We start from the raw sequence: 22,424 nt of genomic DNA, 5'->3' as shown, positions 1-22,424 counted from the left end.
CCGTGACGGACACCGCGCTCGCCCTGATCGAGCTCGGAGCGGTTCTCTTCGTTCTCGGCATGCTCGGGCGTGTCGCAGGCCGTGTCGGTATGTCGCCCATCCCGCTCTACCTGCTCGGCGGTCTCGCCTTCGGCCAGGGTGGTCTCGTCGAACTCCGGGCCGCCTACGACTTCGGCCACGTAGCGGGCGAGATCGGCGTGGTGCTGCTGCTGTTGCTGCTCGGCCTGGAGTACACGGCCGTGGAACTGGTGACCGGGCTGCGCCGTTCCTGGCCGGCCGGTCTGATGGACATCGTTGTCAACGCCTCCCCGGGCGCGGTGGTGGCGCTGATGCTGGGCTGGGGCCTCAACGGCGCGATCGCGATGGCGGGGGTCACCTACATCTCGTCCTCGGGCATCGTGGCGAAAGTCCTCGACGACCTCGGGCGCCTCGGCAACCGGGAGACACCGGTCATCCTGTCCATCCTCGTTTTCGAGGACTTGGCGATGGCGGTCTACCTGCCGATCCTCACCACGGTGCTGGCCGGGCTGAGCTGGGTCAGCGGGCTGCGCGCGCTGGCGGTGGCGCTGGTCACCATCACGCTGGTTCTCGTGGTGGCCCTGCGCTACGGACGGTACGTGTCGGCGATCGTGGACAGCGCCGACCGCGAGGTCTTTCTGCTCACGCTGCTCGGCGCGGCGCTGCTGGTGGCGGGCGCCTCCTCGGCGCTGAGCGTGTCGGCGGCAGTCGGAGCGTTCCTGCTCGGCATCGCGATCTCCGGCTCGACCGCGCGCGCTGCGGTGAAAATGCTCGAACCGCTGCGCGACCTGTTCGCGGCCATCTTCTTCGTGGCGTTCGGCTTGAGCACCGACCTGCGAGCGATCCCCCCGGTGTTGGGTTGGGCAATCGTGCTCGCCGTGGTCGGTGTCGTGACGAAGGTGGCGACCGGGTGGTGGGCCGCGGCCCGGGAGGGCATCCGTCAGCTGGGCCGGGCCCGCGCGGGCGCGGCCCTGGTCGCCCGGGGGGAATTCTCCATCGTCATCGCGGGACTGGCCGTGAGCGCGGGCGCGACAACCGGTCAGCTCACCGCGCTCGCCTCGACCTACGTCCTGCTGATGGCGGTGCTGGGTCCGATCGCGGCACGTGTGGTAGAGCCGATGGTCGGGCTGTTGCGCAACCGCGGCCGTCCCGAGCCTTCGGTGTCCTGATCAGCTCCGCGCCCAGCGGACCTTACGCGCGGCCGTTCGTTCCAGCCGACGCCGGAACAGGCTCGCGGTCGCGCCGACCGCCAGCCCGATCACGGCGGCGCACAGATGGCCGTAGTCGGTGAAGGTCGGTTCCACCCACAGCGCCGCGCCGAGCGCCACCAGGATCGCCCCGGCCCACACCGTTCGCACTCCGCCACGGAACCGGAACGCCAGCGCCGCGAGCACGGCCGAGAAGCCGTAGCTGGTGCCCACGTCCGCGGCGACGGCCACCCGCAAGGGAATGACACCGCGGTCGATGGCATGGGCGATGCCGGTGACGGTCAGCAGCGTCGCCCCGATGTGGCCGGTCGCGAACAGCAGAATCCAGCGCCCGGTGCCCAGCCAGCGCTCCGCATAGGCCATGACGACCAGGAAACCGGCGATGGTCGCCCAGGGAAAACCGCCCTCGGTCCAGAACGCCGAGGCGACCAGCACCTGAACCGGGTTGTGCCGCATGTTGTACAGGTTGGTCGACGCCGAGAAGATCAGCCTGCGTTCGACCGAGTCCCCGACCCCGCGCAACGTCCACCATGTGACGAACAGTGTGAACGCGTATGCGGTGCTCGCGGGCGCGGCGCCAAGATGCTCCCGGATCGCGGGCAGGATGCGGCGCGGCGATTCGGGACGGCGCAGCCATGCCCAGGTGTCACGCAGTTCGGCGCGCAGGTCGGCGGTCTGCGTCCACGGCGACCGCGGTATGGGCGAAGTCGAGGGCGGGGCAACCACCCCGCAAGTCTGCCCGCGCCGGGCGTACGCCCGCCGCGATGGCCCGTGTGCGCTGCGTCACGGCGCGGCGAAGGGGTTCCGCACAACTCGGCGACCGCCGCCCCACGATCGGTTCACGGGCCGAAGCGAGGCTCCCGGGAGCCGAGCACTCACACGAGCGACCTCGGGGCCGCGGAAAAGCGCGACGCCCGCATCCGCACGCCGCTGGAGGAATCGAGCGGCGCGACGAATGCGGGCGTCGAGGCGAGGCGACCTAGTCGAGGTAGTCGCGCAGGACCTGCGAGCGGCTGGGGTGACGCAGCTTGCTCATGGTCTTGGACTCGATCTGGCGGATGCGTTCACGGGTGACCCCGTAGACCTGGCCGATCTCGTCGAGGGTGCGGGGCTGGCCGTCGGTGAGCCCGAAGCGCAGCCGAACCACGCCCGCCTCCCGCTCCGACAGTGTCTCCAGCACCGACTGCAGCTGGTCCTGCAGCAGCGTGAAGCTCACCGCGTCCACGGCGACCACGGCCTCGGAGTCCTCGATGAAGTCGCCGAGCTGGCTGTCGCCCTCGTCGCCGATGGTCTGGTCCAGCGAGATGGGTTCACGCGCGTACTGCTGGATCTCCAGCACCTTCTCCGGCGTGATGTCCATTTCCTTGGCCAGTTCCTCCGGCGTCGGCTCGCGGCCGAGGTCCTGGAGCAGCTCGCGCTGGATGCGGCCGAGTTTGTTGATGACCTCCACCATGTGCACCGGGATGCGGATGGTGCGGGCCTGGTCGGCCATGGCGCGGGTGATGGCCTGCCGGATCCACCAGGTGGCGTACGTGGAGAACTTGTAGCCCTTGGTGTAGTCGAACTTCTCCACCGCGCGGATCAGACCCAGGTTGCCCTCCTGGATCAGGTCGAGGAACGCCATGCCGCGGCCGGTGTAGCGCTTGGCCAGCGAGACGACCAGGCGCAGGTTGGCCTCGAGCAGGTGGTTCTTGGCCCGGTTGCCGTCGCGGACGATCCAGTTGTAGTCGCGGCGCATCGCGACCGGCAGCTTCTCGCCCTGCTCGGCGAACTCGCGCACCTTCTCCGCGGCGTAGAGGCCCGCCTCGATCCGCTTGGCGAGTTCGACCTCCTCCTCGGCGTTGAGCAGCGCGACCTTGCCGATCTGCTTGAGGTAGGCGCGGACCGAGTCGGCCGAGGCGGTGAGTTCGGCGTCCTTGCGGGCCTGCCGCAGCGCCTCGGACTCCTCCTCGTCCCAGACGAAGTCGCCGGAGGCCTTGTCCGCGGGCGTCGGTTCCTCGGCTTCCTCGGTCTCCGCCTCCTCGGCCACGTCGACCAGATCGTCGCCCTCAGTGAGGTCCTCTTCGGAGACTTCCAGATCGCCGAGATCGTCGAGATCGAGCGACTCGTCCTCGATCGCCTCGTCGGTGCCGGGCTCGCCGTCCGGGCCCGCCTTTTTGGTGGTGGCCTTCTTCGCCGGAGCCTTGGTCGCCTTCGCGGCCTTCTTGGCAGGCGCCTTCTTGGCGGCGGCCTTCTTCGCCGGAGCCTTCTTCGCGGCAGCCTTACGGACCGGCCGTGCTGCGTTTACATCTGCGGAGTCGGCATCGGCCGAGTCGGCGGTCTGACGGGTATTCGTGGCTACCACGTACGCCCTTTCGTGACGGTCTCGTGCGGCGTCACGCCAGAGTAGTGTTCCGGCGGAGCGATCTGTCGGGTTTCACCGGCGGAGGGCCGGTCGGGGTTTCTCCGGCTCAGCCGGGCACGTTCCATTGTAACGATCTAACCAGGGTACCTACGGCACGATGCCGGTGGTGGCATCCCCGCCGTACCCGCGCGCCTCACGGTGCGACTCCTCCCGCGATCGCCATGGCTGCGCCGACGATGCCCGCGGTGTTGCGCAGGCGGGCCGGGATGACGGGGGTCCGATTGGTGAGCAGCGGGATCCACTGCTCGGCGTCGCGGCTGATGCCACCGCCCGCGACGAAGACGACGGGGAAGAACAGGTCCTCCAGCGTGGTCAGCACCAGGCTGACCTGCGCTGCCCACTGCTCGTAGCTCAGGCCGTCGCGTTCCTTGATCGAGGCCGCCGCGCGGTGCTCGCTCTCCATGCCCTGGACCTCCAGGTGGCCGAGTTCGGTGTTGGGCACCAGCGTGCCGTGGTAGAGCAACGCCGAACCGATGCCGGTGCCGAAGGTCAGCAGCAGCACCAGACCGGCGAAATCGCTTGCCGCGCCGTAGCGGTCCTCGGCCATGCCCGCCGCGTCCGCGTCGTTGAGCACGGTGACCGGACGGCCGCCGAGCGCGGTGGAGAACAGCGCCCGCGCGTCGGTCCCGATCCAGGATTTGTCGATGTTCGCCGCGGTGCGCGCCACTCCGCCGGTCACCACCGCGGGCAGCGTGAGGCCGACCGGCCCGGTCCACTCGGCCTCGGCGACCAGTTCGGCCACCGCTTCCGCCACGGCACCCGGTGTCGCGGGTTGCGGCGTCGCGATCTTGATCCGCTCATGGACCAACTCGCCGGTGGCCAGATCGACCGCGGCGCCTTTGACACCGCTGCCGCCGATGTCGATGCCGAATGCGTGCCCCCGAGCGGACATGACTAACCCCTCGTTCCCTGTGCTGGCCGGTGTGATGACAGCGCTGCACGGGGCCCACGACGCCACTGCGGGCGCTGCGAATGGGATGCCCGACGACGGCGCTGTGTCGTGCACGACAAGAGTAATGGGACCACGGGGCTGGGCGTTCGGCGAGGATGTGTGATGCGATGGAGGGCGTGCCGGAAACCTCATCGCCAGTGTCCGACTACACCCCCGACTCCTTCGTCTCGATCGTCGCGCGTGGCGACGAAGCCGACCTGCGTCGCGTCGCGGTCGACATCGCCGAGACGGCCGCCGCCCATGTCCGTGCCCGCCGTCCCGAGGTGTTCGGCCCCGCGGGTACGCACGCCGAAGGGGCCGTGCAGTCCAAGAGCCACGAGACCGACCCGGTGACCATCGTGGACACCGAGACCGAAGACCTGATCCGAAAACTGCTCGCCGAACAGCGTCCCGGCGACCCGATCCTCGGCGAAGAGGGCGGCGGCAGCCTCGACGACGCGAGCGCCGACACCGTCCACTGGGTGGTGGATCCGATCGACGGCACCGTCAACTTCCTCTACGGCGTCCCCGGCTACGCCGTGTCGGTGGCCGCGCTGCGTGGCGGGCGACCGGTCGCAGGCGCCGTGGTGGACGTCGCGCGGGCGGCCACCTACAGCGCCGGGCTCGGGCTCGGTGCGCTGCGGGTCGACGCCGACGGCGTGGTGGAGCACCTGAGTTGCACGCCCGTCGAATCGGTCGCGATGTCGTTGGTGGCCACCGGATTCGCCTACGGCAGGAAGCGCAGGACCAGGCAGGCCGAATTGGTCGCGCAAGTGCTGCCGCACGTGCGCGACATCCGTCGGTTCGGCGCGGCGGCGCTGGATCTGTGTCATGTCGCGGCGGGCCGGGTGGACGCCTACTACGAGCACGGATTGAACGCCTGGGACTGGGGCGCGGGCGCGTTGATCGCCGCGGAGGCGGGCGCGCGGCTGACGCTCCCGCCCGCGACGGCGCCGGGCACCGACGGCGACCTGGTGGTGGCCGCCGCGCCCGGCATCGCCGAGGAACTGGGCGAACTGCTGGCCCGGGTGGGTGCTACCGAGCCGATTCCGGACCGCTGATCAGCAACGCGCCTGCCGCGCGGCTGATCAGCAACGCGCCTGTCGCGCGGCGTCGAGCAACTTGATATCGATGGATGTGGAGTTGCCCGGCGCCGGGTTCTTGAGCGAACGCAGCACTTCCTCCGCGTCGTTGCTGGGCCGGATGTCCCGGAACAAGGAGCCGAGCACCAGATCGACGGTGTCGTCGCCGCGCTGATCCTCGATCAGCTCGGCGCACGGTGCGACCAACTGCACCGCGGCGGCGGCCGGACGGCCGTTGACGCCGAAGCGGACCTGCCCGGTGCATTCCAGGTCGCCGTTGACGTATACCGAATCGTTGCCGTACTGCGTTCCGGGTGCGCTCGCGAAGCCGAGATCGCCGAGCTGGGCGGCGACGTGCGCGGCCTGGCCGCGCTGGTTGTTCGCGTTGAGCACGCGCACCCTGCTCGCCGCCAGCGGGGCTGGTTCCACGTCCTGCAGCCGGCCCGCGCCGACTCGCTGGCCGAGCGGAGCCGGTTGCGGCGCACCGGGATCCGACGCGGGGCTGGGCGAGTTGCACGCCATCGCGGTGTGGTCGGTGTCGTGCGTCGTGAGGGCTTTGACCCAGACGATCCCGCAGATCAGAGCGAGAACGCCGAGCATGATGAGCCAGGGCTGGGGGCGGCGACGCAGGAACGGCCGCCCATGCGGATCCGTCGAGGTACCTTCGGTGATCAGTGAAACCACCAGCACACTCTACGAAAATCTGACGCCGGATCCGGCGCAAGGTCTCGGTGCGTTCCCCAGATGGTGTCGATTGGCCCTCATTTTCGACTCGGCTGTGTTTTGATTGCGACTTTTCCTCCGGGGTCCGCTATTGTCTGGCGGCCCAGATCGAATCGCCGGTGCGGAATCAGTGGTCGGTCGCGGGAACAAGAAGGGCATGTCCTGCGTTTACCCAGCGCTATCGGGAGTGGATCGACACGATCCGCCCTGATAGGCGACCGGTGTACGTGTGACGTGCACCACCGGCGGGGCGGTACCGGTCGCGCCGATTCCGGCAGGAATCGGGTGTGAGCGGACCGGTCCGGGATATACGGAGTTAGGACGAGGGGAAGACGACATGGCAACCGACTATGACGCACCGAGGCGCACCGAAACCGACGACGTGTCGGAGGATTCGCTGGAGGAGCTGAAGGCTCGTCGTAACGAGGCACAGTCCGCCGTCGTGGATATCGACGAATCCGATACCGCGGAGTCGTTCGAGCTTCCCGGCGCCGACCTGTCCGAGGAAGTGCTGACGGTTCGGGTGATCCCGAAGCAGGCCGACGAGTTCACCTGTTCCAGCTGTTTCCTGGTTCATCACCGCAGCAGGCTGGCAAGTGAGAAGGGCGGCCAGATGATCTGCATGGATTGCGCCGCCTGATCTCGACGAGATCGAGCAGAGTGTCAGCCCGCGCTCGGTAGACCGAGCGCGGCAAGGACCCGTTCGGGCCGCCGCGTACTGACCAGCCAGTACGGCGTCGGATCGTCCGGGTCGTCGAGCACGAGCAACACCATCGGCCCGATCCAGGGGCGATGCTGGACATAAGCGGCGGGGTCGAGCTGGCGACCCAGCGCCGCGCTTTTCGCGGTGGGGGCGACGGCGGCCGCGCGGGCAACGAAATTCACCGGTAGATGTGCGCGATCGGCGCGCAGCTCCGGTGTGCCGTTCGCGTCCGGTGCCACTTCGACGCGGTGCCGGCTCAGCCACAGCAGCACCCAGACCGGCACCGGGAACAACAGCACATAGGGCAGCCACGCCCGCAGGCCCGGCGCGCCCATGTGGATCTCCGCCGCGAGCAATCCGGTGACGGCGAACGCCACCGGCCACCACCACAGCGGCACCCACAGGCGCTCCCGGTAGTGCTGCGCGGGCTGCTTTTTCTCGTCCATGGTCATGGGATTGGGCTGGTCCGACACGAGTCAACACTAAGTCACGAGGGCAAACAGCCTACGCGTAGGCTCGTCCAACGTGAGCGCACTTTCACCCATACCCTTGCTGCGGCTGGACCCCGGCATCCCCGTGCCCACGCGCGCCCATGCGGGCGACGCGGGCGTGGACCTGTGCACCACGCAAGACGTCATCCTGGAGCCGGGGGAGCGGGTGCTGGTCGGCACCGGTGTCGCCGTCGCCCTACCGGTCGGCACGGTCGGCCTGATCCATCCGCGCTCGGGTCTGGCGGCCAAGGCCGGGCTGTCGGTGGTGAACACCCCGGGCACGATCGACGCGGGGTACCGGGGCGAGATCAAGGTGTGCCTGATCAACCACGACCCGCGCACGCCGATCGAGTTGCGTCGCGGCGACCGGATCGCGCAGCTGCTGGTGCAGCGCGTGGAGCTGGCGGATTTCGTGGAGGTCGACTCGCTCGACGAGACGACCCGGGGGGCGGGCGGGTACGGCTCCAGCGGAGGTCACGCGAGCCTGACCGCACAGACGAACGGGGTGGGCCGGACGACCGGCGAGGAGGCATGACGGGAATGTTCGGAAAGAGAAAGAACGCGAGCCGGGCCGCGGACGACCGGTACGACGAGGCGGACGACTACGCCGACTACGAGTCCGCCTACGCCGACGAGTACGACGACGATTTCTACGACGACGCCCCCACCGACGAGCGCTCCTACGAGGGCGTGGATCTGACCGCCGACCGGCCGCACGGCAGGCCGGGCCCCTACGACTACGACGAGGTCGCCGAACTGCTGGACGCGGTGTCCGAGCAGCGGCTGGATCTCGGGTCGGTGCTGCTGCCGGTCCCGCCGGGCGGCCAGTTGCAGGTCGAGATGACGCCGGAGGGTCAGCCGCAAGCGGTGCACCTGGCCACCGAGCACGGCCGGATCACCGTCGCGGCCTACGCCGCCCCGAAGACCTCGGGCCAATGGCGGCTGGTCGCCGCGGATCTGGCCGACTCGCTGCGCAAGGACGGCGCCCGGGTGTCGGTCGAGAACGGCCCGTGGGGCCGGGAGTTGCTGGCGCTGACCGAAGGCGCGGATCTGCGTTTCATCGGTGTGGACGGCTATCGGTGGATGGTGCGACTGGTCGCGGCGGGCCCCTCGGGCGCGGCCGACGACGGCACCCCGCTGGTCAAGGCGGCGCGGGCCATCCTGAGCGAGACGGTGGTGCGGCGTGGCGAGGACCCCCTGCCGGTACGGGAGCCGCTGCCGGTGGTGCTGCCCCAGCAGCTGGCCGAGCAGCTGGCCGCGGCCCATCAACAGCAGGTGGAGGCCCAGCAGCAGGCGATGGCCGCGCAGGTGGCGGCGCAGACCGGCGCGCAACCGGCGGTGCCGCGGATGCCGCAGGGCCCGCGCCGCGGCGCGGACGGGTCGGCCATGCAGCAGCTCGGCCTGAACTGAGCCGACGGAATCATAAGAAGGCGCCGATACCCGCGTGTCCCAGGATCGCGGGGTCGGCGCCGAGTTCGTCCAGGGTGATCCGGTACAGCCGCGAGCGCGGGGCCAGCGCCGCCCACTCCTCGGCGACGGCGTGCGGATGCACCGGGTCGTCGACCGCGGTGACCACCGCGAGCGGCGGCTCGAGCGTGGCCAGCAAGTCGGCGGCGGGCCACTTGTAGTCGGCGGCCTCCTCCAGCGCCTGCGGAAGGTCCGGCCACTGCGCCCGCCACGACTGGGTCAGCGCGTCCGCCAGCCACCGCGGGCTGCTCTCGCGCATCCGGTCGGTCACCGCGGCCAGACCGTCGGCGCGCAGCTGTGCCGCGGTGGCCGCGGCGCTCAGCGCGGCCGGGCAGGCGGTGGTATCCGGTCCGGTCCAGGCGGGCAGCGCCGCCACGACTCCCACGACGCGATCCGGGTGCTCGGCGGCCCATTCCAGTGCGATCGCCGCACCGAGCGAGATGCCCGCGACCAGCACCGGGCCGGAGCCGGCCGCCGCCTCCAGCGCGGCAAGGCAGCTCGCCACCACCCGGCGGGGATCCGGTTCCACCGCGACGAAATCCCAGCCGCGTGCGGCGCTGGCAGGCCCGAATGCGCGCCGGGCGAAATCGGCGTCGGATCCGGTGCCGGGCAGTGCCACGACGCGAGCGGGGTGTGGGGAGTCGAACATCGGTCCGAGCGTAGCGGGGGTGGCCCCACCCATCTACAGTGGCGTTGTACGGCCGCAGCGGGTCGTGCGGATCGGATCCCTCACGATGGTGTGCGACCCATGCCATCTGCTCTATGCAGGAGAGCGTGCACAATGTCATCCGCAGCCTCAGGGTATTTTCGACGTCTGGGCCGCAGGCTGACCCAGGACCTCGATCAGCTGGACGCCGAAGAACTGGCCGAGACATCAGAGGCCTCGGGCGCGTCGCGCGCGTCGGAGTGTCGACGCGGTGACGAGGCCACCATGCTGGGTAGGCTCCGCAGTGTCGAAGCATGTCCCAAGTCGGCGGGGGCCAGCGTCCAGGCCGAGTTCTTCGACGGCACCGACGCGATCACACTGGTATGGATCGGGCGCAGGCGCATTCCCGGTATCGAGCCGGGGCGGCGCATCCTCGTCCGTGGCCGGGTCGGCGATCGTGACGGCCGCAAAGTGATCTTCAACCCCTACTACGAATTGCGCGGGAACAGCTGACGTATGCCATTGAGCGACGACAACGCAGGATCGGACGACCGCACCGGGCTGGATGTGCCCGATCGTGACGAGGAACGTGCCGAGCAGACCCTCCTCGAACAACTCGGCGGCTTCAGCGGCCTGATCTACTCGACGCTTCCCGTTGTCGTGTTCGTTCCCGTGAACAGCCTCGCCGGGCTGACCGCCGCGATCTGGGCGGCCCTCGGAGTGGCCGCCGCCATCCTCGTATGGCGCCTGGTGCGGCACGATCCCATCCAGCCCGCCATCTCCGGCTTCTTCGGCGTCGGCATCTGCGCCTTCATCGCCTACCGGATGGGTGAGGCCAAGGGTTTCTTCCTCTTCGGCATCTACACCAGCCTCGTATACGCCGGGGTGTTCTTCGCGTCCATCCTGATCCGGCGGCCGCTGGTCGGCGTGATCTGGGGCGTGCTGAACGGGCACGGTTCCGACTGGCGGTCCGATCCGCGCTCGGTGCGCCTCTACGACCTGGCCACCGCTACCTGGATCGTAGTGTTCGGGGCCCGCTACCTGGTGCAGTCGCAGCTCTACGACACCGACCGCACCGGCTGGCTCGCCTTCGCCCGGATCGCGATGGGCTGGCCGCTGACCGCGGTGGCGCTGGGCGTCACCGTCTGGGCGGTGCGGCGGGCCGGCCACCTGCCCACCAAGTCGGTGGTGGCGACCGGACCGGCCTGAGCGTTAACCCTCCGCCGCCGCCCGGCGAAAAGCGCAGGGGTGGGATAAGTCCCACCGCGGAGGTGGGTGCTTCCCCACCCTGGGGTGCCTGGTCGCCCCTCCGAGTTTCTCAGACGATCTATGCGTACCGAAAAACACGCACTGATCGGCAAGAAAGGACTCGGACGTGGCTACCGAGCACAACACCGCGGCGCTGCCCAAGAACCACCATCCCGCTCTCTCGGAGAGCCGGCGGGTATCGGCCGAGCTGGACAAGCTGATCGGGCCTGCGGCGGCGGGCGATCGCCAGGCGGTCGCGGAGATCATCCGGATCGTGCATCCGCTGGTGCGGCGCTACTGCGGCGCGCGCCTGGGCAACACGGCTCACCTGCAGGTCACCGCTGACGACGTGGTGCAGGAGATCCTGCTGGCCACCGTCAACGCCATCCCCCGTTACCGCGACCAGGGCAAGTCGTTCCTGGCCTTCGTCTACGGCATCTCGGCCAACAAGGTCGCCGACGCGTTCCGCCGCTCGCAGCAGCACCCCGCCTACCCGATGGCCGATGTGCCGGACTACGCGTCCTCCGCCGCCGGGCCGGAGGAGTGGGCGCTGGCCTCCGAACGGCGGGCCGCCACAAAAGAACTCATGAAGGTGCTGGCCCCCGCGCACCGCGAGGTGCTGGTGATGCGCATCGTGCTCGGCTGGTCGGCGGCGCAGACCGCGGAGGCCATCGGCACCAGCCCGGGGGTGGTCCGGGTGATGCAGCACCGCGCGCTGAACAAGCTGCGCGCGCAGCTGAAACTGGCCGCGTAGCGCTCCGGCGGTGCTTCGCCGCGAACCCGCGTCCGGCCGTATTCCGGGGAGTTATGGCCTGATGCCGTGGTTGGCGAGTTCCAGCCGGAGATCTTCCTCGGCCTCCACCGAGGTCACGAACAGCAGCTCGTCGTCGCCTTCCAGCGCGTCGTCGGGCTGCGGCACGATCACGCGACCGCCGCGCAGGATGGTCACCAGGGCGGCGTCGCGCGGCAGGGTGAGCGTGCGCACGGGTTTGCCCGCCAGCGCGGTGTCCGCGGGCAGCGTCATCTCGACCAGATTCGCCTGCCCCTGACGCAGCGTCATCAGGCGGACCAGATCGCCGACCGACACCGCCTCCTCGACCAGAGAGGCGAGCAGCCGGGGTGTGGACACCGCGACGTCCACACCCCAGGAACCGTCGAAGAGCCATTCGTTGCGTGGGTCGTTCACCCGCGCCACCACCCGGCGCACCCCGAATTCGGTCTTGGCCAGCAGGCTGTGCACCAGGTTCGCCTTGTCGTCACCGGTGGCCGCGATGACCACCTCGTAGGTCTCCAGCCCGGCCTGCTCCAGCAGGGCCAGTTCGCACGCGTCGGCGTGTACCCAGACCGCGTCCGGGATCGCGGCGGAATCGATGTGCTCGAGTTCGCGCTCCAGCAGCATGACCCGGTGGCCGCCACGCAGCAGCTCCTTGGCGATCGATCGGCCGACGGCGCCTGCTCCGGCGATGGCCACTTTCATGTTCAGTCCTCGCTCGCTGGGGGCTTCGTCGCCAAGGCGACGGCTTCGCCCACGGCGCCGGATGCGGCGGCCACGTAGACGATGTCGTCGGCCTGGATGATGGTCTTGCTGTCGGGAAGCAGTGCCTGGCCGAACCGGATGATGAACGCGACCCTGGCCGCGATGGTCTGCTCCAAGTCGCGCACGGTGCGGCCGTACCACTCCTCGTGCAGCGTCAGCTGGGTCACGGCAACCGTTCCCGTGGGGTCGCGCCAGGTGGTGGTGCCGGTATCGCCGATGAGCGCGCGCAAGAAGCGGTCGGTGGTCCACGGGACCGTGGCGATGGTCGGGATGCCGAGCCGCTCGTAGACCGCGGCGCGCTTGGCGTCGTAGATGCGGGCGACCACGCGCTCCACCCCGAACATCTCCCGGGCGACCCGGGCGGAGATGATGTTCGAGTTGTCGCCGGAGGAGACCGCCGCGAACGCGTTCGCCCGTTCGATTCCCGCCTTTATCAGCACATCTCGATCGAATCCGACACCCGTCACCTGCTCACCCGGGAAATCGGATCCCAGGCGCAGGAAAGAACTGGAATCCCGGTCGATCACGGTGACTTCGTGACCTACGCGGACCAGGGCTTGGGCCAGCGACGAGCCGACGCGCCCGCACCCCATGATCACTACGTACACCGTGCAACCTCGTTCCTGGAACCATGGTGTTCGGTCTGGTTTGCTGTTCGGTCGAACGCTACCCGTCGAATGATTCCACCGGCCACGTTCCCCCTCCAGGCGGCGAGCAAACCTGCGAGCCACTCGCGCGATCCACCGTGCGGGGGCCTATGCTCGCTCCAGTGTCCAAGTTGACGACGGCAGCGAAGCGAGTGCTGCTGGGCAGGCCTTTCCGTAGCGACTCGCTGGGCCACACGCTACTGCCGAAGCGAATCGCCCTCCCGGTGTTCGCCTCCGATGCCATGTCATCGGTGGCCTATGCCCCCGAAGAGATCTTCCTCGTGCTGTCGGCCGCCGGAGTGACGGCGTACCTGTACGCACCGTGGGTCGGATTGGCGGTCGCCTTCGTCATGGCGGTGGTGGTGGCCAGCTACCGGCAGAACGTGCACGCCTACCCGTCCGGCGGCGGCGACTACGAGGTGGCCACCACCAACCTGGGGCCCACCGCGGGCCTGACCGTGGGCAGCGCGCTGCTGGTCGACTACGTGCTCACCGTCGCGGTGTCGATCTCCTCGGCCGCGTCCAACATCGGCTCGGCCATTCCCTTCGTCGCCACCCACAAGGTGCTGTTCGCCGTCGTGGCCATCGCCCTGCTCACCGCGATGAACCTGCGCGGTGTGCGGGAATCGGGCACCACGTTCGCCATTCCGACCTACGCGTTCATCGCGGGCATGTTCGTCATGCTCGGCTGGGGCCTGTTCCGGATCTTCGTGCTGGGAGAGGAGTTGCGGGCCGAGTCGGCGGGCTTCGGATTGAACGCCGAGCACGAGCACCTCTACGGGTTGGCGTTCGCCTTCCTCGTCGCGCGCGCGTTCTCCTCCGGCTGCGCCGCGCTGACCGGTGTCGAGGCGATCAGCAACGGAGTGCCCGCGTTCCGCAAGCCCAAGTCGCGCAACGCCGCCACCACCTTGCTGCTGCTGGGAACGATCGCGATCGTGCTGCTGATGGGCATCATCATCCTCGCCCAGAAGATCGGAGTCGTGTACGCGCACAACGTCGCCGACCTGACCGGCGCACCGTCCGACTACCACCAGAAGACGCTGATCGCGCAGCTCGCCGAGACGGTATTCGAGGGATTCCCGGTGGGATTCTTCTTCATCACGACGGTGACCGCGCTGATTCTCGTGCTCGCCGCGAACACCGCGTTCAACGGGTTCCCCGTGCTCGGCTCGATCCTGGCGCAGGATCGCTACCTGCCGCGCCAGCTGCACACCCGAGGCGACCGGCTGGCGTTCAGCAACGGCATCCTGTTCCTCTCCGGCGCGGCCATCGCGTTCGTGGTGCTGTTCGGCGCCGAGGTGACCAAGTTGATCCAGCTGTACATCGTCGGTGTGTTCGTGTCGTTCGTGCTGAGCCAGACCGGCATGCTGCGGCACTGGACCCGCCTGCTGCGCACCGAGACCGACCCGGCGCAGCGCGCGCGGATGAAGCGATCGCGGGTGATCAACGCGGTCGGTCTCAGCGCGACCGGAGCGGTGCTGGTGATCGTGCTGATCACCAAGTTCTTCGCCGGCGCCTACATCGCCATCTTCACCATGGTCGCGATCTTCGTGGTGATGAAGCTGATTCGCAGGCATTACGATTCGGTCGCGCGCGAGCTGGACGAGCACGAATGGGACGGTGTGCTGCCCAGCCGCTCGCACTCGATCGTGCTGGTCTCCCGGCTGCATCTGCCGACCCGCCGCGCCCTGGCCTACGCGCGCGCCAGCCGCCCCGACACGCTGGAGGCGGTGACGGTGAACGTCGACGAGGCCGACACCAGGGCGCTGGTGCGGGAGTGGGAGAACAGCGATATCACCGTGCCGCTCAAAGTGATCGAATCGCCCTACCGCGAGATCACCAAGCCGGTGCTCGACTACGTGAAACGCGTACGCAAGGATGCCCCACGCGACGTGGTGACTGTGTTCATCCCCGAATACGTCGTGGGCCATTGGTGGGAACAGGTTCTGCACAACCAGAGTGCGCTGCGGTTGAAGGGCAGGCTGCTGTTCGAACCGGGCGTGATGGTGACCAGCGTGCCGTGGCAGCTGAGCTCGTCGGTGCGGTTGAAGACGCCCGGGGTGGTGAACGCGCCGGGCGCGTTCCGGCGCGGGTACGAGGACCGGACATGACGCCAGTGGAGCATTCGGGATGAGCGATCGGCGGACCGGCACGTTCGAGGTGCGGCTCGGGCCGCCGGGGCATGGCGGCTTCTGTGTCGCACGGCACGAGGGACGTGTGGTGTTCGTCCGGCACGGACTGCCCGGTGAACTGGTGCGCGTCCGGGTCACCGAGGATCGCGGCGGCTCGTTCTGCCGTGCCGACGCGGTCGAGGTGCTCGAGGCGTCCCCGGACCGGGTGCGGGCCACCTGCCCCGTCTCCGGTCCCGGTGGAGCTGGATGCTGCGATTTCTCCTTCGCCACGCCGGTCGCCCAGCGCGCGCTGAAGGCCACGGTGGTGGCCGAGCAGTTGCGGCGGCTGGCCGGGATCGAGCGGGAGGTGCTCGTGGAGCCGATCGGGACCGGTGACACGATCGGCGGGTGGCGCACGCGCGTGCGGCTCGCGGTCGATGCCCACGGACGCGCGGGCGTGCACCGTTATCGCAGCACCGACGTGATCGCGGATCTGCGGTGCCCGCAACCGGTCGCGGGGGCGTTGGACGGCATCGCTGCCCGGCGGTGGAGGCCCGGCGCAGACTTGGTGATCGCGGTGGACGGTGACGGGATCCGGCATGTCGTCGAGTTGGCCCCGCCCGAATCCGAGCCGGGCAGCCGTGGCGGGGATCGTCGCGGCCCGGGCGCGAGTGGTCGGCAGGCCGCCGGCCGGGATCGGCGCGGGGGTGCCGGAAGCGGCCGACGCGATCGGCCGCACGGCCGGGGCAGGCGTGGCGGAGAATGGATCGCCGCGGATTCCACCCGCCGCGACGACCGGCGCGCGGCCTCCGCGCGACGTGCGGCGGCCCACGCGGCGCGCGACGAGTGGGTGTTCGAGGGCAGCGGGCGCGCGGTCGAGTATGTGGCGGGCCGCCGCTGGGAGGTCTCGGCTACCGGCTTCTGGCAAGCGCATCACGGTGCGGCGCAACGCTATTCGGATCTGATCGCGGAATGGTCGGAACTCGGGCCCGGCGGGCGCGCCTGGGATCTCTACAGCGGCGCGGGGGTCTTCGCCGCGCGCCTCGCCGAGCAGGCCGGGCGGACCGGTGTGGTGCTCGCGGTGGAATCCGCCCGGCCCGCGGTGGCCGACGGCGCCGCCGCCTTGCGCGATCTGCCTTGGGTGGAGCTGCGGGCCCAGCGGGTGGAGCGCTGGGTGTTCGAGCACGTCGGTGGGGCCGCCCCGGATGTCGTCGTGCTCGATCCGCCGCGCGCCGGCGCGGGCAAAGAGGTGATCGGCGCCGTCACCGCCAGTGGGCCTGCCCGGATCGTCCACGTCGGCTGCGATCCCGCCGCGTTCGCCCGCGACCTCGGCTTGTATCAGGCCGCGGGCTACCGGCTGACCGATCTGCGTGCCTTCGACGCCTTCCCCGCGACGCACCACGTGGAATGCCTGGCGCTGCTGCGGCGCTGAGCGGTCAGTCCTCGTAGACCGGTGGCCTGCGGTCGCGGCGGGCGCGCATCGCCTCGTCGAAATTGCCGGTGGTGAGGCGCACGTAGAGCTGAGCCGTGCCTTCGTGCTGCATGTGTGATTCGAAGCCGGCCGCCTCCAGACCGCTCCACAGCATGCGCTTGGTGAGCTCGGTGCCGACCCGGCTGTAGCCGATGATGCGTTCGGCCAGGTCGTAGCACGTATCCAGCAGTTCGGGGCCCGGCACCGCGCGCGAGACCAGACCGATGCGCTCGGCTTCGGTCGCGTCGACGTCGCGGCCGGAGAGCATGATCTCGAACGCGCGCGACGCGCCGACGGCTCGGGGCAGTAGGTAGCTGAGGCCCAGTTCGGCCGAGGTCAGGCCGTTGTTGATGCCCGCGGCGCGGAAATATGCTTCCTCGGCGGCGATCCGGATGTCGGCGCCGACGGCCAGGCACAGCCCGCCGCCGATGGCCGGGCCGTTGACGGCGGCGATCACCGGCTGGTGCATCCGCCGCAGCGTGATCAACACGTCGTTGAGCAGATCCATCGAACGCCGCGCGACGCTGGTAATGGTCAGCCCGTCGACGTTCGGCACCCTTCCCGCGCCGGTCAGGTCGGCTCCCGAGCAGAAACCGTGTCCCGCACCGGTCAGCACGACGACTCGCACGTCGTTGTCGGCGCGCACCTGCTCCAGCGCCTCGCGCAGCGGAATCATCACGTCGAACGCCATCGCGTTCATCCGTTCGGGCCGATTGAGCGTCACCAGGGCGATGTGGGGCCGCGGTGTGTCGATGAGCACGAACGACATGCGACCTCCCGATCGGTGACGACCTCAATATAGGCACGGCGGGCCCCGGGCGGCGAGGAAACGATCGCGCCGCCGCGAGACCCGAGCCGGGCCGCCGGACCGTCCAATTAGAGTCACCGCCATGACCGTGTACGTAATTGCACAACTGAAGTTCACCGATCGCGCCGCCTACGATCGCTACCAGGCGCGCTTCCTCGAGGTCTTCCTCCACTACTCCGGCACGCTGCTGGCCGCCGACGAGTCTCCGCAGACCATCGAGGGCGTCACCGACCGCGAGAAGGTGGTCCTGATGTCCTTCCCCGACGAACCGTCCTTCCGCGCCTGGGCCGAATCACCGGAATATCAAGAGATCTCGAAGGATCGGCACGCCGGAGCGGATACTGTCAGCCTGTTGGTGCGCGGTCTCGGGCACGGTTCGTGAACGGGACCTCGGGCACGATGGACCGATGAATCATCTCGTCTGAATCATCTCGTCCAATTGTGCTGCCCCGCAGGCACGGAGGACCGGTAGCGCGGGCTTCCGCCCGGCCGGCAAGGCGCACCCGGCGTTCGTCATGGACATCGATGCAGTCGCCGAAGCGGTTCCGGTGGCGGGATATCCGGTCGTGTGGCCGATCCGGCGGAGATTCCGGGGCGGCGACGGTTCCACACGCACGACGCGGTGAGCAATCGGGTGGAGTTCCTGGCGGGCTGATGCTCGGCGGACCCGGCGGAACCTGCCGTCAGTCCAACTGCCAGGTGATGCGGATGCCCGCGGAGATCTCGCTCTCGCCCAGCTCGACCGGGATGGCGGCGGCGCGGTAGGCCTCCATCGGAGCCGACATGGACTGCGCGCGCGGCACCGGCGGCGCGGAGGCGGTGTTCTCGGTGATCTCCACGACCTTGCCGAGTACGCGCTGCGCGCGCCGCGCGTACTGCTCGGCCTTGGCGAGGGCGTTCTCCCATGCCGCGTCGCGGGCGCGGGTGAGCAGGGCCTCCTGGTCGGCGAAGGTGAGGACGAGTCCACCGAGGCGGACGTCGTCACCGCCCGCCTCGACGCAGTTGGCGATGACGGTGCCAGGGGCCGGATCGGCGTCTTCGCCGACTTCGCGCAACGCGATCGTCAGCGAGGTGCTCGCGAGGTATCCGGTGACGCGGTTGCCCTGCCCCTCGGTCCACACGGTCTCGGTCTGCACCGACAGTCCGCTGGTGGCGATGTCGGAGCCGTCCACGCCGTCGGAGCGCAGCGACCGCGCGACCGCGGCGACGCGCTCACCGGCCCGGCTGTAGGCGAGCGCGACCTTGCTCGCCCGCGATTCGACGGAGATCGTCACCCGCATCAAGTCGGGGGTGGCGCGGGCGGTGCCGTGCCCGTAGGTCGTGACGGTGCCTGTGCGCGAATCGGTCTTCTTGCCCACAACGTCTCCTCGTCGTTCGCTGTCGATGCGTACCGCACCATCGTGCCTGCTTCGAGGGTCGCGGCGGTCCTCGCGCCGCGCGAGGCTCCGAGGCGAGTCGCTCGGGGTGGACGCCGCCGCCGATCCGCGCGACCACCCCGGATTAGTTTGCCGGGCGAGGCCACTTGCTCGGGCCGGTCCACCTTGTCACTCGGTCCGGGTACCGTATGTCAAGGCTCACATTTCGACGCCATGTCGGTTGGTGTGATCGTTCTCGTGCGGGAGCATCAGCCGCCGCTCCGTAGACTGATCGGATCAGATGCGCTATCCGGAGGGAGCTAGTTCAGGTGGGAGTGCTTTCCCGGGTCGACACGCCCGATGATCTGCGCCGGCTGACCGTGCCGCAAGTGCGCGAGCTGGCGGAGGAGATCCGCGAGTTCCTGGTGCGCAAAGTCGCCGCGACCGGCGGGCACCTCGGCCCCAACCTCGGTGTGGTCGAACTCACCATCGCGCTGCACCGGATCTTCGACTCACCGGCCGACCCGTTGATCTTCGACACCGGGCACCAGGCCTACGTGCACAAGATCCTGACCGGGCGCAAGGATCAGTTCGACTCGCTGCGCAAGCAGGGCGGCCTGTCCGGCTACCCCAGCAGAGCGGAGAGCGCCCACGACTGGGTGGAGTCCTCGCACGCCTCCGCGGCGTTGTCCTACGCCGACGGTCTGGCGAAGGCGTTCGCGCTGAGCGGGCAGGACCGGCACGTGGTGGCGGTCGTCGGCGACGGCGCGCTCACCGGCGGCATGTGCTGGGAGGCGCTCAACAACATCGCCGCCGCTCCGGACCGCCCGGTGGTCATCGTGGTCAACGACAACGGCCGCTCCTACGCGCCCACCATCGGCGGCCTGGCCGAACGACTGACCGCGCTGCGCACCCAGCCCGCCTACGAGCACGCGCTGGACGCGGGCAAGCGCATCCTGAAGAGCATTCCCCGGGTGGGGGAATCGGCGTACTCGATGGTGCACGCGGTGAAGGCGGGCATCAAGGACGCGGTGAGTCCGCAGGAACTGTTCAGCGATCTCGGCCTCAAGTACGTCGGGCCGGTGGACGGCCACGACGTCGTCGCCCTGGAGGCCGCGCTGCGCCGGGCCAAGGACTTCGGCGGCCCCGTCGTGGTGCACGCGGTGACGCAGAAGGGCCGCGGCTACGCGCCCGCCGAGAACCACGTCGCCGACCAGATGCACGCCTGCGACCCCATTGATCCGCTGACCGGCGTCCCCGTCGGCGGTCCGAAGGCGCGCGGTTGGACCTCGGTGTTCTCCGAGGAGCTGATCGCGCACGCCGAGCGCCGCGCCGACATCGTCGCCATCACCGCGGCGATGCCGGGCCCGACCGGGCTGGCCGCCTTCGGCGAGCGTTTCCCCGACCGGATGTTCGACGTCGGCATCGCCGAACAGCACGCCATGGCCTCCGCTGCGGGACTCGCGCTCGGCGGCATGCATCCGGTGGTGGCGATCTACTCGACGTTCCTCAACCGCGCCTTCGACCAATTGCTGATGGATGTGGCGCTGCTGAAGCAGCCGGTCACCGTGGTGCTGGACCGCGCGGGCATCACCGGCTCCGACGGCGCCAGCCACAACGGCATGTGGGATCTGTCGGTCCTCGGGATCATTCCCGGCATCCGGGTCGCCGCTCCGCGCGACGCCGCGACATTGCGGGAGGAACTGGCCGAGGCGCTGGCCGTCAACGACGGGCCGACCGCGCTGCGTTTCCCGAAAGGCAGTGTGGCCGAGGACATCTCGGCGATCGAACGACTCGACGGCATCGACGTGCTGCGGATGGCCGAGCCGGACGGCGGATCGGTGCAGGCGGTGCACGGCGATGTCCTGCTCGTCGCGGTGGGCTCCTTCGCCGGTGCGGCCCTGGAAGCGGCCAATCTGCTCGATTCCGAAGGGATCTCGGTCACCGTCCTCGACCCGCGCTGGGTGCTCCCGGTCTCCGACACCCTGCTGAAGCTCGCGGAGAACTACCGGATGGTGGTCACGCTGGAGGACGGTGGGCTGCACGGCGGCATCGGCTCTACGGTGTCGGCTCGCCTGCGCAACTCGGGCCTGGACATCCCGGCCCGCGACCTCGGTGTTCCGCAGCAGTTCCTCGACCATGCCGCACGCGGCGAAGTGCACGCCGAACTCGGCCTCACCGGCCCGGAGATCGCCCGGCGGATCAGCGGGTGGCTCGCCGCTCGCTGACGCCGGAGGCGAGCGGTGCCTAGTCCGACGGCGGCAACACCGCGGCCAGCTGCGCAACCGCCAGCTCGCGCTGCCACGGCCGGGCGCCACCGGACTTCAGGAATCCGTCGACGGCGGAGGGTTCGACCGCGGCGTAGTCGGGCAGCCCGTCCCAGCACAGGCGGCGGACCAGGTCCGGCGCGAGCAAGTTCTCCACCGGGATCGAGTGCTCGGTCGACAGATCGCCCATGGCGGCTCGCGCCCGCGTCAGGCGGGCCGCCGCGGCCGGATCACGGCGCTCCCAGCGGTTGACCGGCGGCGGGCCGTCGAAGGGCTGGGCGAGCGGCGGCAGGTCGCTGTCCGGCAAGGTGCGGCCGCGCTCGATCGCGGCGAGCCATTCACGGGAGTACCGGCGCTGCCGTGGCCCACCGAACACCGGCAGGGTGCGCAACTGCGCGATGGATCTGGGCTCCGCGGTCGCCGCGGCGATGATCGCGACATCCGGCAGGATGCGGGCGGGCGCCACGTCGCGGGCGCGGGCCAGCGCGTCCCGGGCGGTCCACAGCTCGCGCACCACCGCGAGCTGCCTGGTGCGGCGCAGCGTGTGGATGCCCGAGGTGCGCCGCCAGCGCTCGGCCTTCGGCGCGGGCGGGTCCAACGTGCGAATGTGCTCGAATTCCTGTGCCGCCCAATCCATTTTGCCCTGCTCGTCGAGAGCATCGGCCACGGCGTCGCGCAGTTCCAGCAACAGTTCGACATCCAGGGCGGCGTAGTTCAGCCAGTCGGCGGGCAGCGGGCGGGTGGACCAGTCGGCCGCCCCGTGCCCCTTGCGCAGCGCACGGCCCAGCAGCCGTTCCACCATCGCGGCGAGCCCGACGCGCTCGAAACCCGCCAGGCGTCCGCCCAACTCGGTGTCGAAGAGCCGGGCCGGGCGCAAGCCCAGTTCGGCCAGCCCCGGGAGATCCTGATCCGCGGAGTGCAGTACCCACTCCAGGCCGTTGATCGCGTCGGCCAGCGGGCCGAGCGCGTCGGTGACCGGGATGGGATCGATGAGGAACGTGCCCGCGCCTGCGCGGCGCAATTGGATCAGATACGCGCGCGCCGAATAGCGGAACCCGGAGGCGCGCTCGGCGTCCACGGCGAGCGGGCCGGTGCCCGCCACCAGGCGGGCGGCGGCTGCGCTGATCTCGGCGGCGGTGTCCAGTACCGGTGGCACGCCCTCCACCGGCGCGAGCAGCGGCGTCGCGGCCGAGGGTTCGGATTGGTCTGGTACGGACATGGTGTTGAACTCTACGTGCCGACTCTACGGCGCCGCCGTCCTATCGGCGCATAAGTGTGTCGAAGGACCGGGCGCGATGTGCCCGGTG

At 69.8% G+C, this 22,424-nt stretch carries 23 protein-coding genes; 12 read left to right on the top strand and 11 right to left on the bottom strand.

The window, feature by feature from the left end; translation table 11 throughout:
- The first annotated feature begins 2 nt into the window (after positions 1 to 2).
- Positions 3 to 1,187: a cation:proton antiporter gene (locus tag NA8_RS10250; RefSeq protein WP_084466666.1), complete on the top strand. Its 1,185-nt coding sequence runs from the start codon at positions 3 to 5 to the stop codon at positions 1,185 to 1,187.
- Here NA8_RS10250 and NA8_RS10245 read toward each other — a convergent pair whose 3' ends face one another.
- The 3 genes from NA8_RS10245 to ppgK form a co-directional block, all read right to left on the bottom strand.
- The gene (locus NA8_RS10245) at positions 1,188 to 1,952 is read right to left on the bottom strand and encodes a rhomboid-like protein (RefSeq protein ID WP_063050144.1); all 765 of its coding nucleotides are present in this window, start codon (positions 1,950 to 1,952) and stop codon (positions 1,188 to 1,190) included.
- A gap of 253 nt (positions 1,953 to 2,205) precedes the next feature.
- Positions 2,206 to 3,570, bottom strand: coding sequence for an RNA polymerase sigma factor (locus NA8_RS10240; RefSeq protein WP_063050143.1), 1,365 nt, complete (start codon positions 3,568 to 3,570; stop codon positions 2,206 to 2,208).
- A 193-nt stretch (positions 3,571 to 3,763) separates the two neighbouring features.
- The gene (gene ppgK / locus NA8_RS10235; RefSeq protein WP_063050142.1) at positions 3,764 to 4,522 is read right to left on the bottom strand and encodes a polyphosphate--glucose phosphotransferase; all 759 of its coding nucleotides are present in this window, start codon (positions 4,520 to 4,522) and stop codon (positions 3,764 to 3,766) included.
- Positions 4,523 to 4,689: 167 nt separating this feature from the next.
- Here ppgK and NA8_RS10230 point away from each other — a divergent pair, with 167 nt between their 5' ends.
- On the top strand, positions 4,690 to 5,622 hold the full coding sequence (locus NA8_RS10230; protein ID WP_063050141.1) for an inositol monophosphatase family protein: 933 nt from the start codon (positions 4,690 to 4,692) through the stop codon (positions 5,620 to 5,622).
- 27 nt (positions 5,623 to 5,649) lie between these two features.
- On the opposite strand, the gene cei is transcribed toward NA8_RS10230, so the two are convergent.
- Positions 5,650 to 6,327 carry an envelope integrity protein Cei gene (gene cei / locus NA8_RS10225; RefSeq protein ID WP_063050234.1) on the bottom strand — a complete coding sequence of 226 codons (678 nt, stop codon included), beginning with the start codon at positions 6,325 to 6,327 and terminating at the stop codon, positions 5,650 to 5,652.
- A 376-nt stretch (positions 6,328 to 6,703) separates the two neighbouring features.
- Between cei and NA8_RS10220 the strand changes: the two genes are divergently transcribed.
- Entirely contained in the window at positions 6,704 to 7,006 is a 303-nt protein-coding gene (locus NA8_RS10220) for a DUF4193 domain-containing protein (protein ID WP_014986697.1), read from the top strand.
- A 23-nt stretch (positions 7,007 to 7,029) separates the two neighbouring features.
- Here the strand turns inward: NA8_RS10220 and NA8_RS10215 are convergent, their stop codons facing one another.
- Entirely contained in the window at positions 7,030 to 7,515 is a 486-nt protein-coding gene (locus tag NA8_RS10215) for a DUF3093 domain-containing protein (protein ID WP_040867968.1), read from the bottom strand.
- 79 nt (positions 7,516 to 7,594) lie between these two features.
- On the opposite strand from NA8_RS10215, the gene dut reads away from it, so the two are divergent.
- Both dut and NA8_RS10205 read left to right on the top strand, forming a co-directional pair.
- Positions 7,595 to 8,095 (top strand): dUTP diphosphatase, encoded by a 501-nt coding sequence (gene dut, locus NA8_RS10210; RefSeq protein WP_063050140.1) that lies wholly within the window; start codon positions 7,595 to 7,597, stop codon positions 8,093 to 8,095.
- A gap of 5 nt (positions 8,096 to 8,100) precedes the next feature.
- The gene (locus NA8_RS10205; protein ID WP_063050139.1) at positions 8,101 to 8,970 is read left to right on the top strand and encodes a DUF3710 domain-containing protein; all 870 of its coding nucleotides are present in this window, start codon (positions 8,101 to 8,103) and stop codon (positions 8,968 to 8,970) included.
- A 10-nt stretch (positions 8,971 to 8,980) separates the two neighbouring features.
- Here NA8_RS10205 and NA8_RS10200 read toward each other — a convergent pair whose 3' ends face one another.
- Complete coding sequence (locus tag NA8_RS10200; RefSeq protein ID WP_063050138.1) at positions 8,981 to 9,676, bottom strand: alpha/beta fold hydrolase; 696 nt, start codon at positions 9,674 to 9,676, stop codon at positions 8,981 to 8,983.
- 132 nt (positions 9,677 to 9,808) lie between these two features.
- On the opposite strand from NA8_RS10200, the gene NA8_RS10195 reads away from it, so the two are divergent.
- The 3 genes from NA8_RS10195 to NA8_RS10185 all read left to right on the top strand — a co-directional run bounded on the left by NA8_RS10195 (position 9,809) and on the right by NA8_RS10185 (position 11,675).
- Entirely contained in the window at positions 9,809 to 10,186 is a 378-nt protein-coding gene (locus NA8_RS10195) for an OB-fold nucleic acid binding domain-containing protein (RefSeq protein WP_040867807.1), read from the top strand.
- Positions 10,187 to 10,189: 3 nt separating this feature from the next.
- Positions 10,190 to 10,882 (top strand): DUF3159 domain-containing protein, encoded by a 693-nt coding sequence (locus NA8_RS10190; protein WP_084466665.1) that lies wholly within the window; start codon positions 10,190 to 10,192, stop codon positions 10,880 to 10,882.
- 166 nt (positions 10,883 to 11,048) lie between these two features.
- Positions 11,049 to 11,675: a sigma-70 family RNA polymerase sigma factor gene (locus NA8_RS10185; RefSeq protein ID WP_084466664.1), complete on the top strand. Its 627-nt coding sequence runs from the start codon at positions 11,049 to 11,051 to the stop codon at positions 11,673 to 11,675.
- Between the two features lie 51 nt (positions 11,676 to 11,726).
- Here NA8_RS10185 and NA8_RS10180 read toward each other — a convergent pair whose 3' ends face one another.
- A complete protein-coding gene (locus NA8_RS10180) occupies positions 11,727 to 12,398 on the bottom strand; it encodes a potassium channel family protein (RefSeq protein WP_063050137.1) in 672 nt (223 codons plus the stop codon).
- A 2-nt stretch (positions 12,399 to 12,400) separates the two neighbouring features.
- Complete coding sequence (locus NA8_RS10175) at positions 12,401 to 13,066, bottom strand: potassium channel family protein (protein ID WP_063050136.1); 666 nt, start codon at positions 13,064 to 13,066, stop codon at positions 12,401 to 12,403.
- 161 nt (positions 13,067 to 13,227) lie between these two features.
- Here NA8_RS10175 and NA8_RS10170 point away from each other — a divergent pair, with 161 nt between their 5' ends.
- Positions 13,228 to 15,216 (top strand): APC family permease, encoded by a 1,989-nt coding sequence (locus tag NA8_RS10170; RefSeq protein ID WP_063050231.1) that lies wholly within the window; start codon positions 13,228 to 13,230, stop codon positions 15,214 to 15,216.
- 19 nt (positions 15,217 to 15,235) lie between these two features.
- A complete protein-coding gene (locus NA8_RS10165) occupies positions 15,236 to 16,648 on the top strand; it encodes a class I SAM-dependent RNA methyltransferase (RefSeq protein ID WP_063050135.1) in 1,413 nt (470 codons plus the stop codon).
- Between the two features lie 4 nt (positions 16,649 to 16,652).
- Here NA8_RS10165 and NA8_RS10160 read toward each other — a convergent pair whose 3' ends face one another.
- A complete protein-coding gene (locus tag NA8_RS10160) occupies positions 16,653 to 17,456 on the bottom strand; it encodes an enoyl-CoA hydratase (protein WP_063050134.1) in 804 nt (267 codons plus the stop codon).
- A gap of 121 nt (positions 17,457 to 17,577) precedes the next feature.
- Here NA8_RS10160 and NA8_RS10155 point away from each other — a divergent pair, with 121 nt between their 5' ends.
- A complete protein-coding gene (locus NA8_RS10155) occupies positions 17,578 to 17,877 on the top strand; it encodes a DUF1330 domain-containing protein (protein ID WP_063050133.1) in 300 nt (99 codons plus the stop codon).
- Between the two features lie 301 nt (positions 17,878 to 18,178).
- Here the strand turns inward: NA8_RS10155 and NA8_RS10150 are convergent, their stop codons facing one another.
- Complete coding sequence (locus NA8_RS10150) at positions 18,179 to 18,853, bottom strand: SIMPL domain-containing protein (protein WP_063050132.1); 675 nt, start codon at positions 18,851 to 18,853, stop codon at positions 18,179 to 18,181.
- Between the two features lie 326 nt (positions 18,854 to 19,179).
- Between NA8_RS10150 and dxs the strand changes: the two genes are divergently transcribed.
- The gene (gene dxs / locus NA8_RS10145) at positions 19,180 to 21,078 is read left to right on the top strand and encodes a 1-deoxy-D-xylulose-5-phosphate synthase (RefSeq protein WP_063050131.1); all 1,899 of its coding nucleotides are present in this window, start codon (positions 19,180 to 19,182) and stop codon (positions 21,076 to 21,078) included.
- Positions 21,079 to 21,097: 19 nt separating this feature from the next.
- On the opposite strand, the gene NA8_RS10140 is transcribed toward dxs, so the two are convergent.
- On the bottom strand, positions 21,098 to 22,336 hold the full coding sequence (locus NA8_RS10140; RefSeq protein WP_063050130.1) for an HRDC domain-containing protein: 1,239 nt from the start codon (positions 22,334 to 22,336) through the stop codon (positions 21,098 to 21,100).
- Between the last annotated feature and the right edge of the window lie 88 nt (positions 22,337 to 22,424).

This window comes from Nocardia arthritidis NBRC 100137 (genome assembly GCF_001612765.1).
GTDB lineage: Bacteria > Actinomycetota > Actinomycetes > Mycobacteriales > Mycobacteriaceae > Nocardia > Nocardia arthritidis.
Note: the sequence above shows the minus strand (reverse complement) of the source record. Positions and strands in the feature narration are given on the sequence as shown.

Coding starts and splice junctions, on each gene's coding strand:
- ppgK (WP_063050142.1), bottom strand. CDS start 4,522: ATGTCCGCTCGGGGGCACGCATTCGGCATCGACATCGGCGGCAGCGGT.
- NA8_RS10230 (WP_063050141.1), top strand. CDS start 4,690: ATGGAGGGCGTGCCGGAAACCTCATCGCCAGTGTCCGACTACACCCCC.
- NA8_RS10220 (WP_014986697.1), top strand. CDS start 6,704: ATGGCAACCGACTATGACGCACCGAGGCGCACCGAAACCGACGACGTG.
- NA8_RS10215 (WP_040867968.1), bottom strand. CDS start 7,515: ATGGACGAGAAAAAGCAGCCCGCGCAGCACTACCGGGAGCGCCTGTGG.
- NA8_RS10205 (WP_063050139.1), top strand. CDS start 8,101: ATGTTCGGAAAGAGAAAGAACGCGAGCCGGGCCGCGGACGACCGGTAC.
- NA8_RS10200 (WP_063050138.1), bottom strand. CDS start 9,676: ATGTTCGACTCCCCACACCCCGCTCGCGTCGTGGCACTGCCCGGCACC.
- NA8_RS10195 (WP_040867807.1), top strand. CDS start 9,809: ATGTCATCCGCAGCCTCAGGGTATTTTCGACGTCTGGGCCGCAGGCTG.
- NA8_RS10190 (WP_084466665.1), top strand. CDS start 10,190: ATGCCATTGAGCGACGACAACGCAGGATCGGACGACCGCACCGGGCTG.
- NA8_RS10180 (WP_063050137.1), bottom strand. CDS start 12,398: ATGAAAGTGGCCATCGCCGGAGCAGGCGCCGTCGGCCGATCGATCGCC.
- NA8_RS10165 (WP_063050135.1), top strand. CDS start 15,236: ATGAGCGATCGGCGGACCGGCACGTTCGAGGTGCGGCTCGGGCCGCCG.
- NA8_RS10160 (WP_063050134.1), bottom strand. CDS start 17,456: ATGTCGTTCGTGCTCATCGACACACCGCGGCCCCACATCGCCCTGGTG.
- NA8_RS10155 (WP_063050133.1), top strand. CDS start 17,578: ATGACCGTGTACGTAATTGCACAACTGAAGTTCACCGATCGCGCCGCC.
- NA8_RS10140 (WP_063050130.1), bottom strand. CDS start 22,336: ATGTCCGTACCAGACCAATCCGAACCCTCGGCCGCGACGCCGCTGCTC.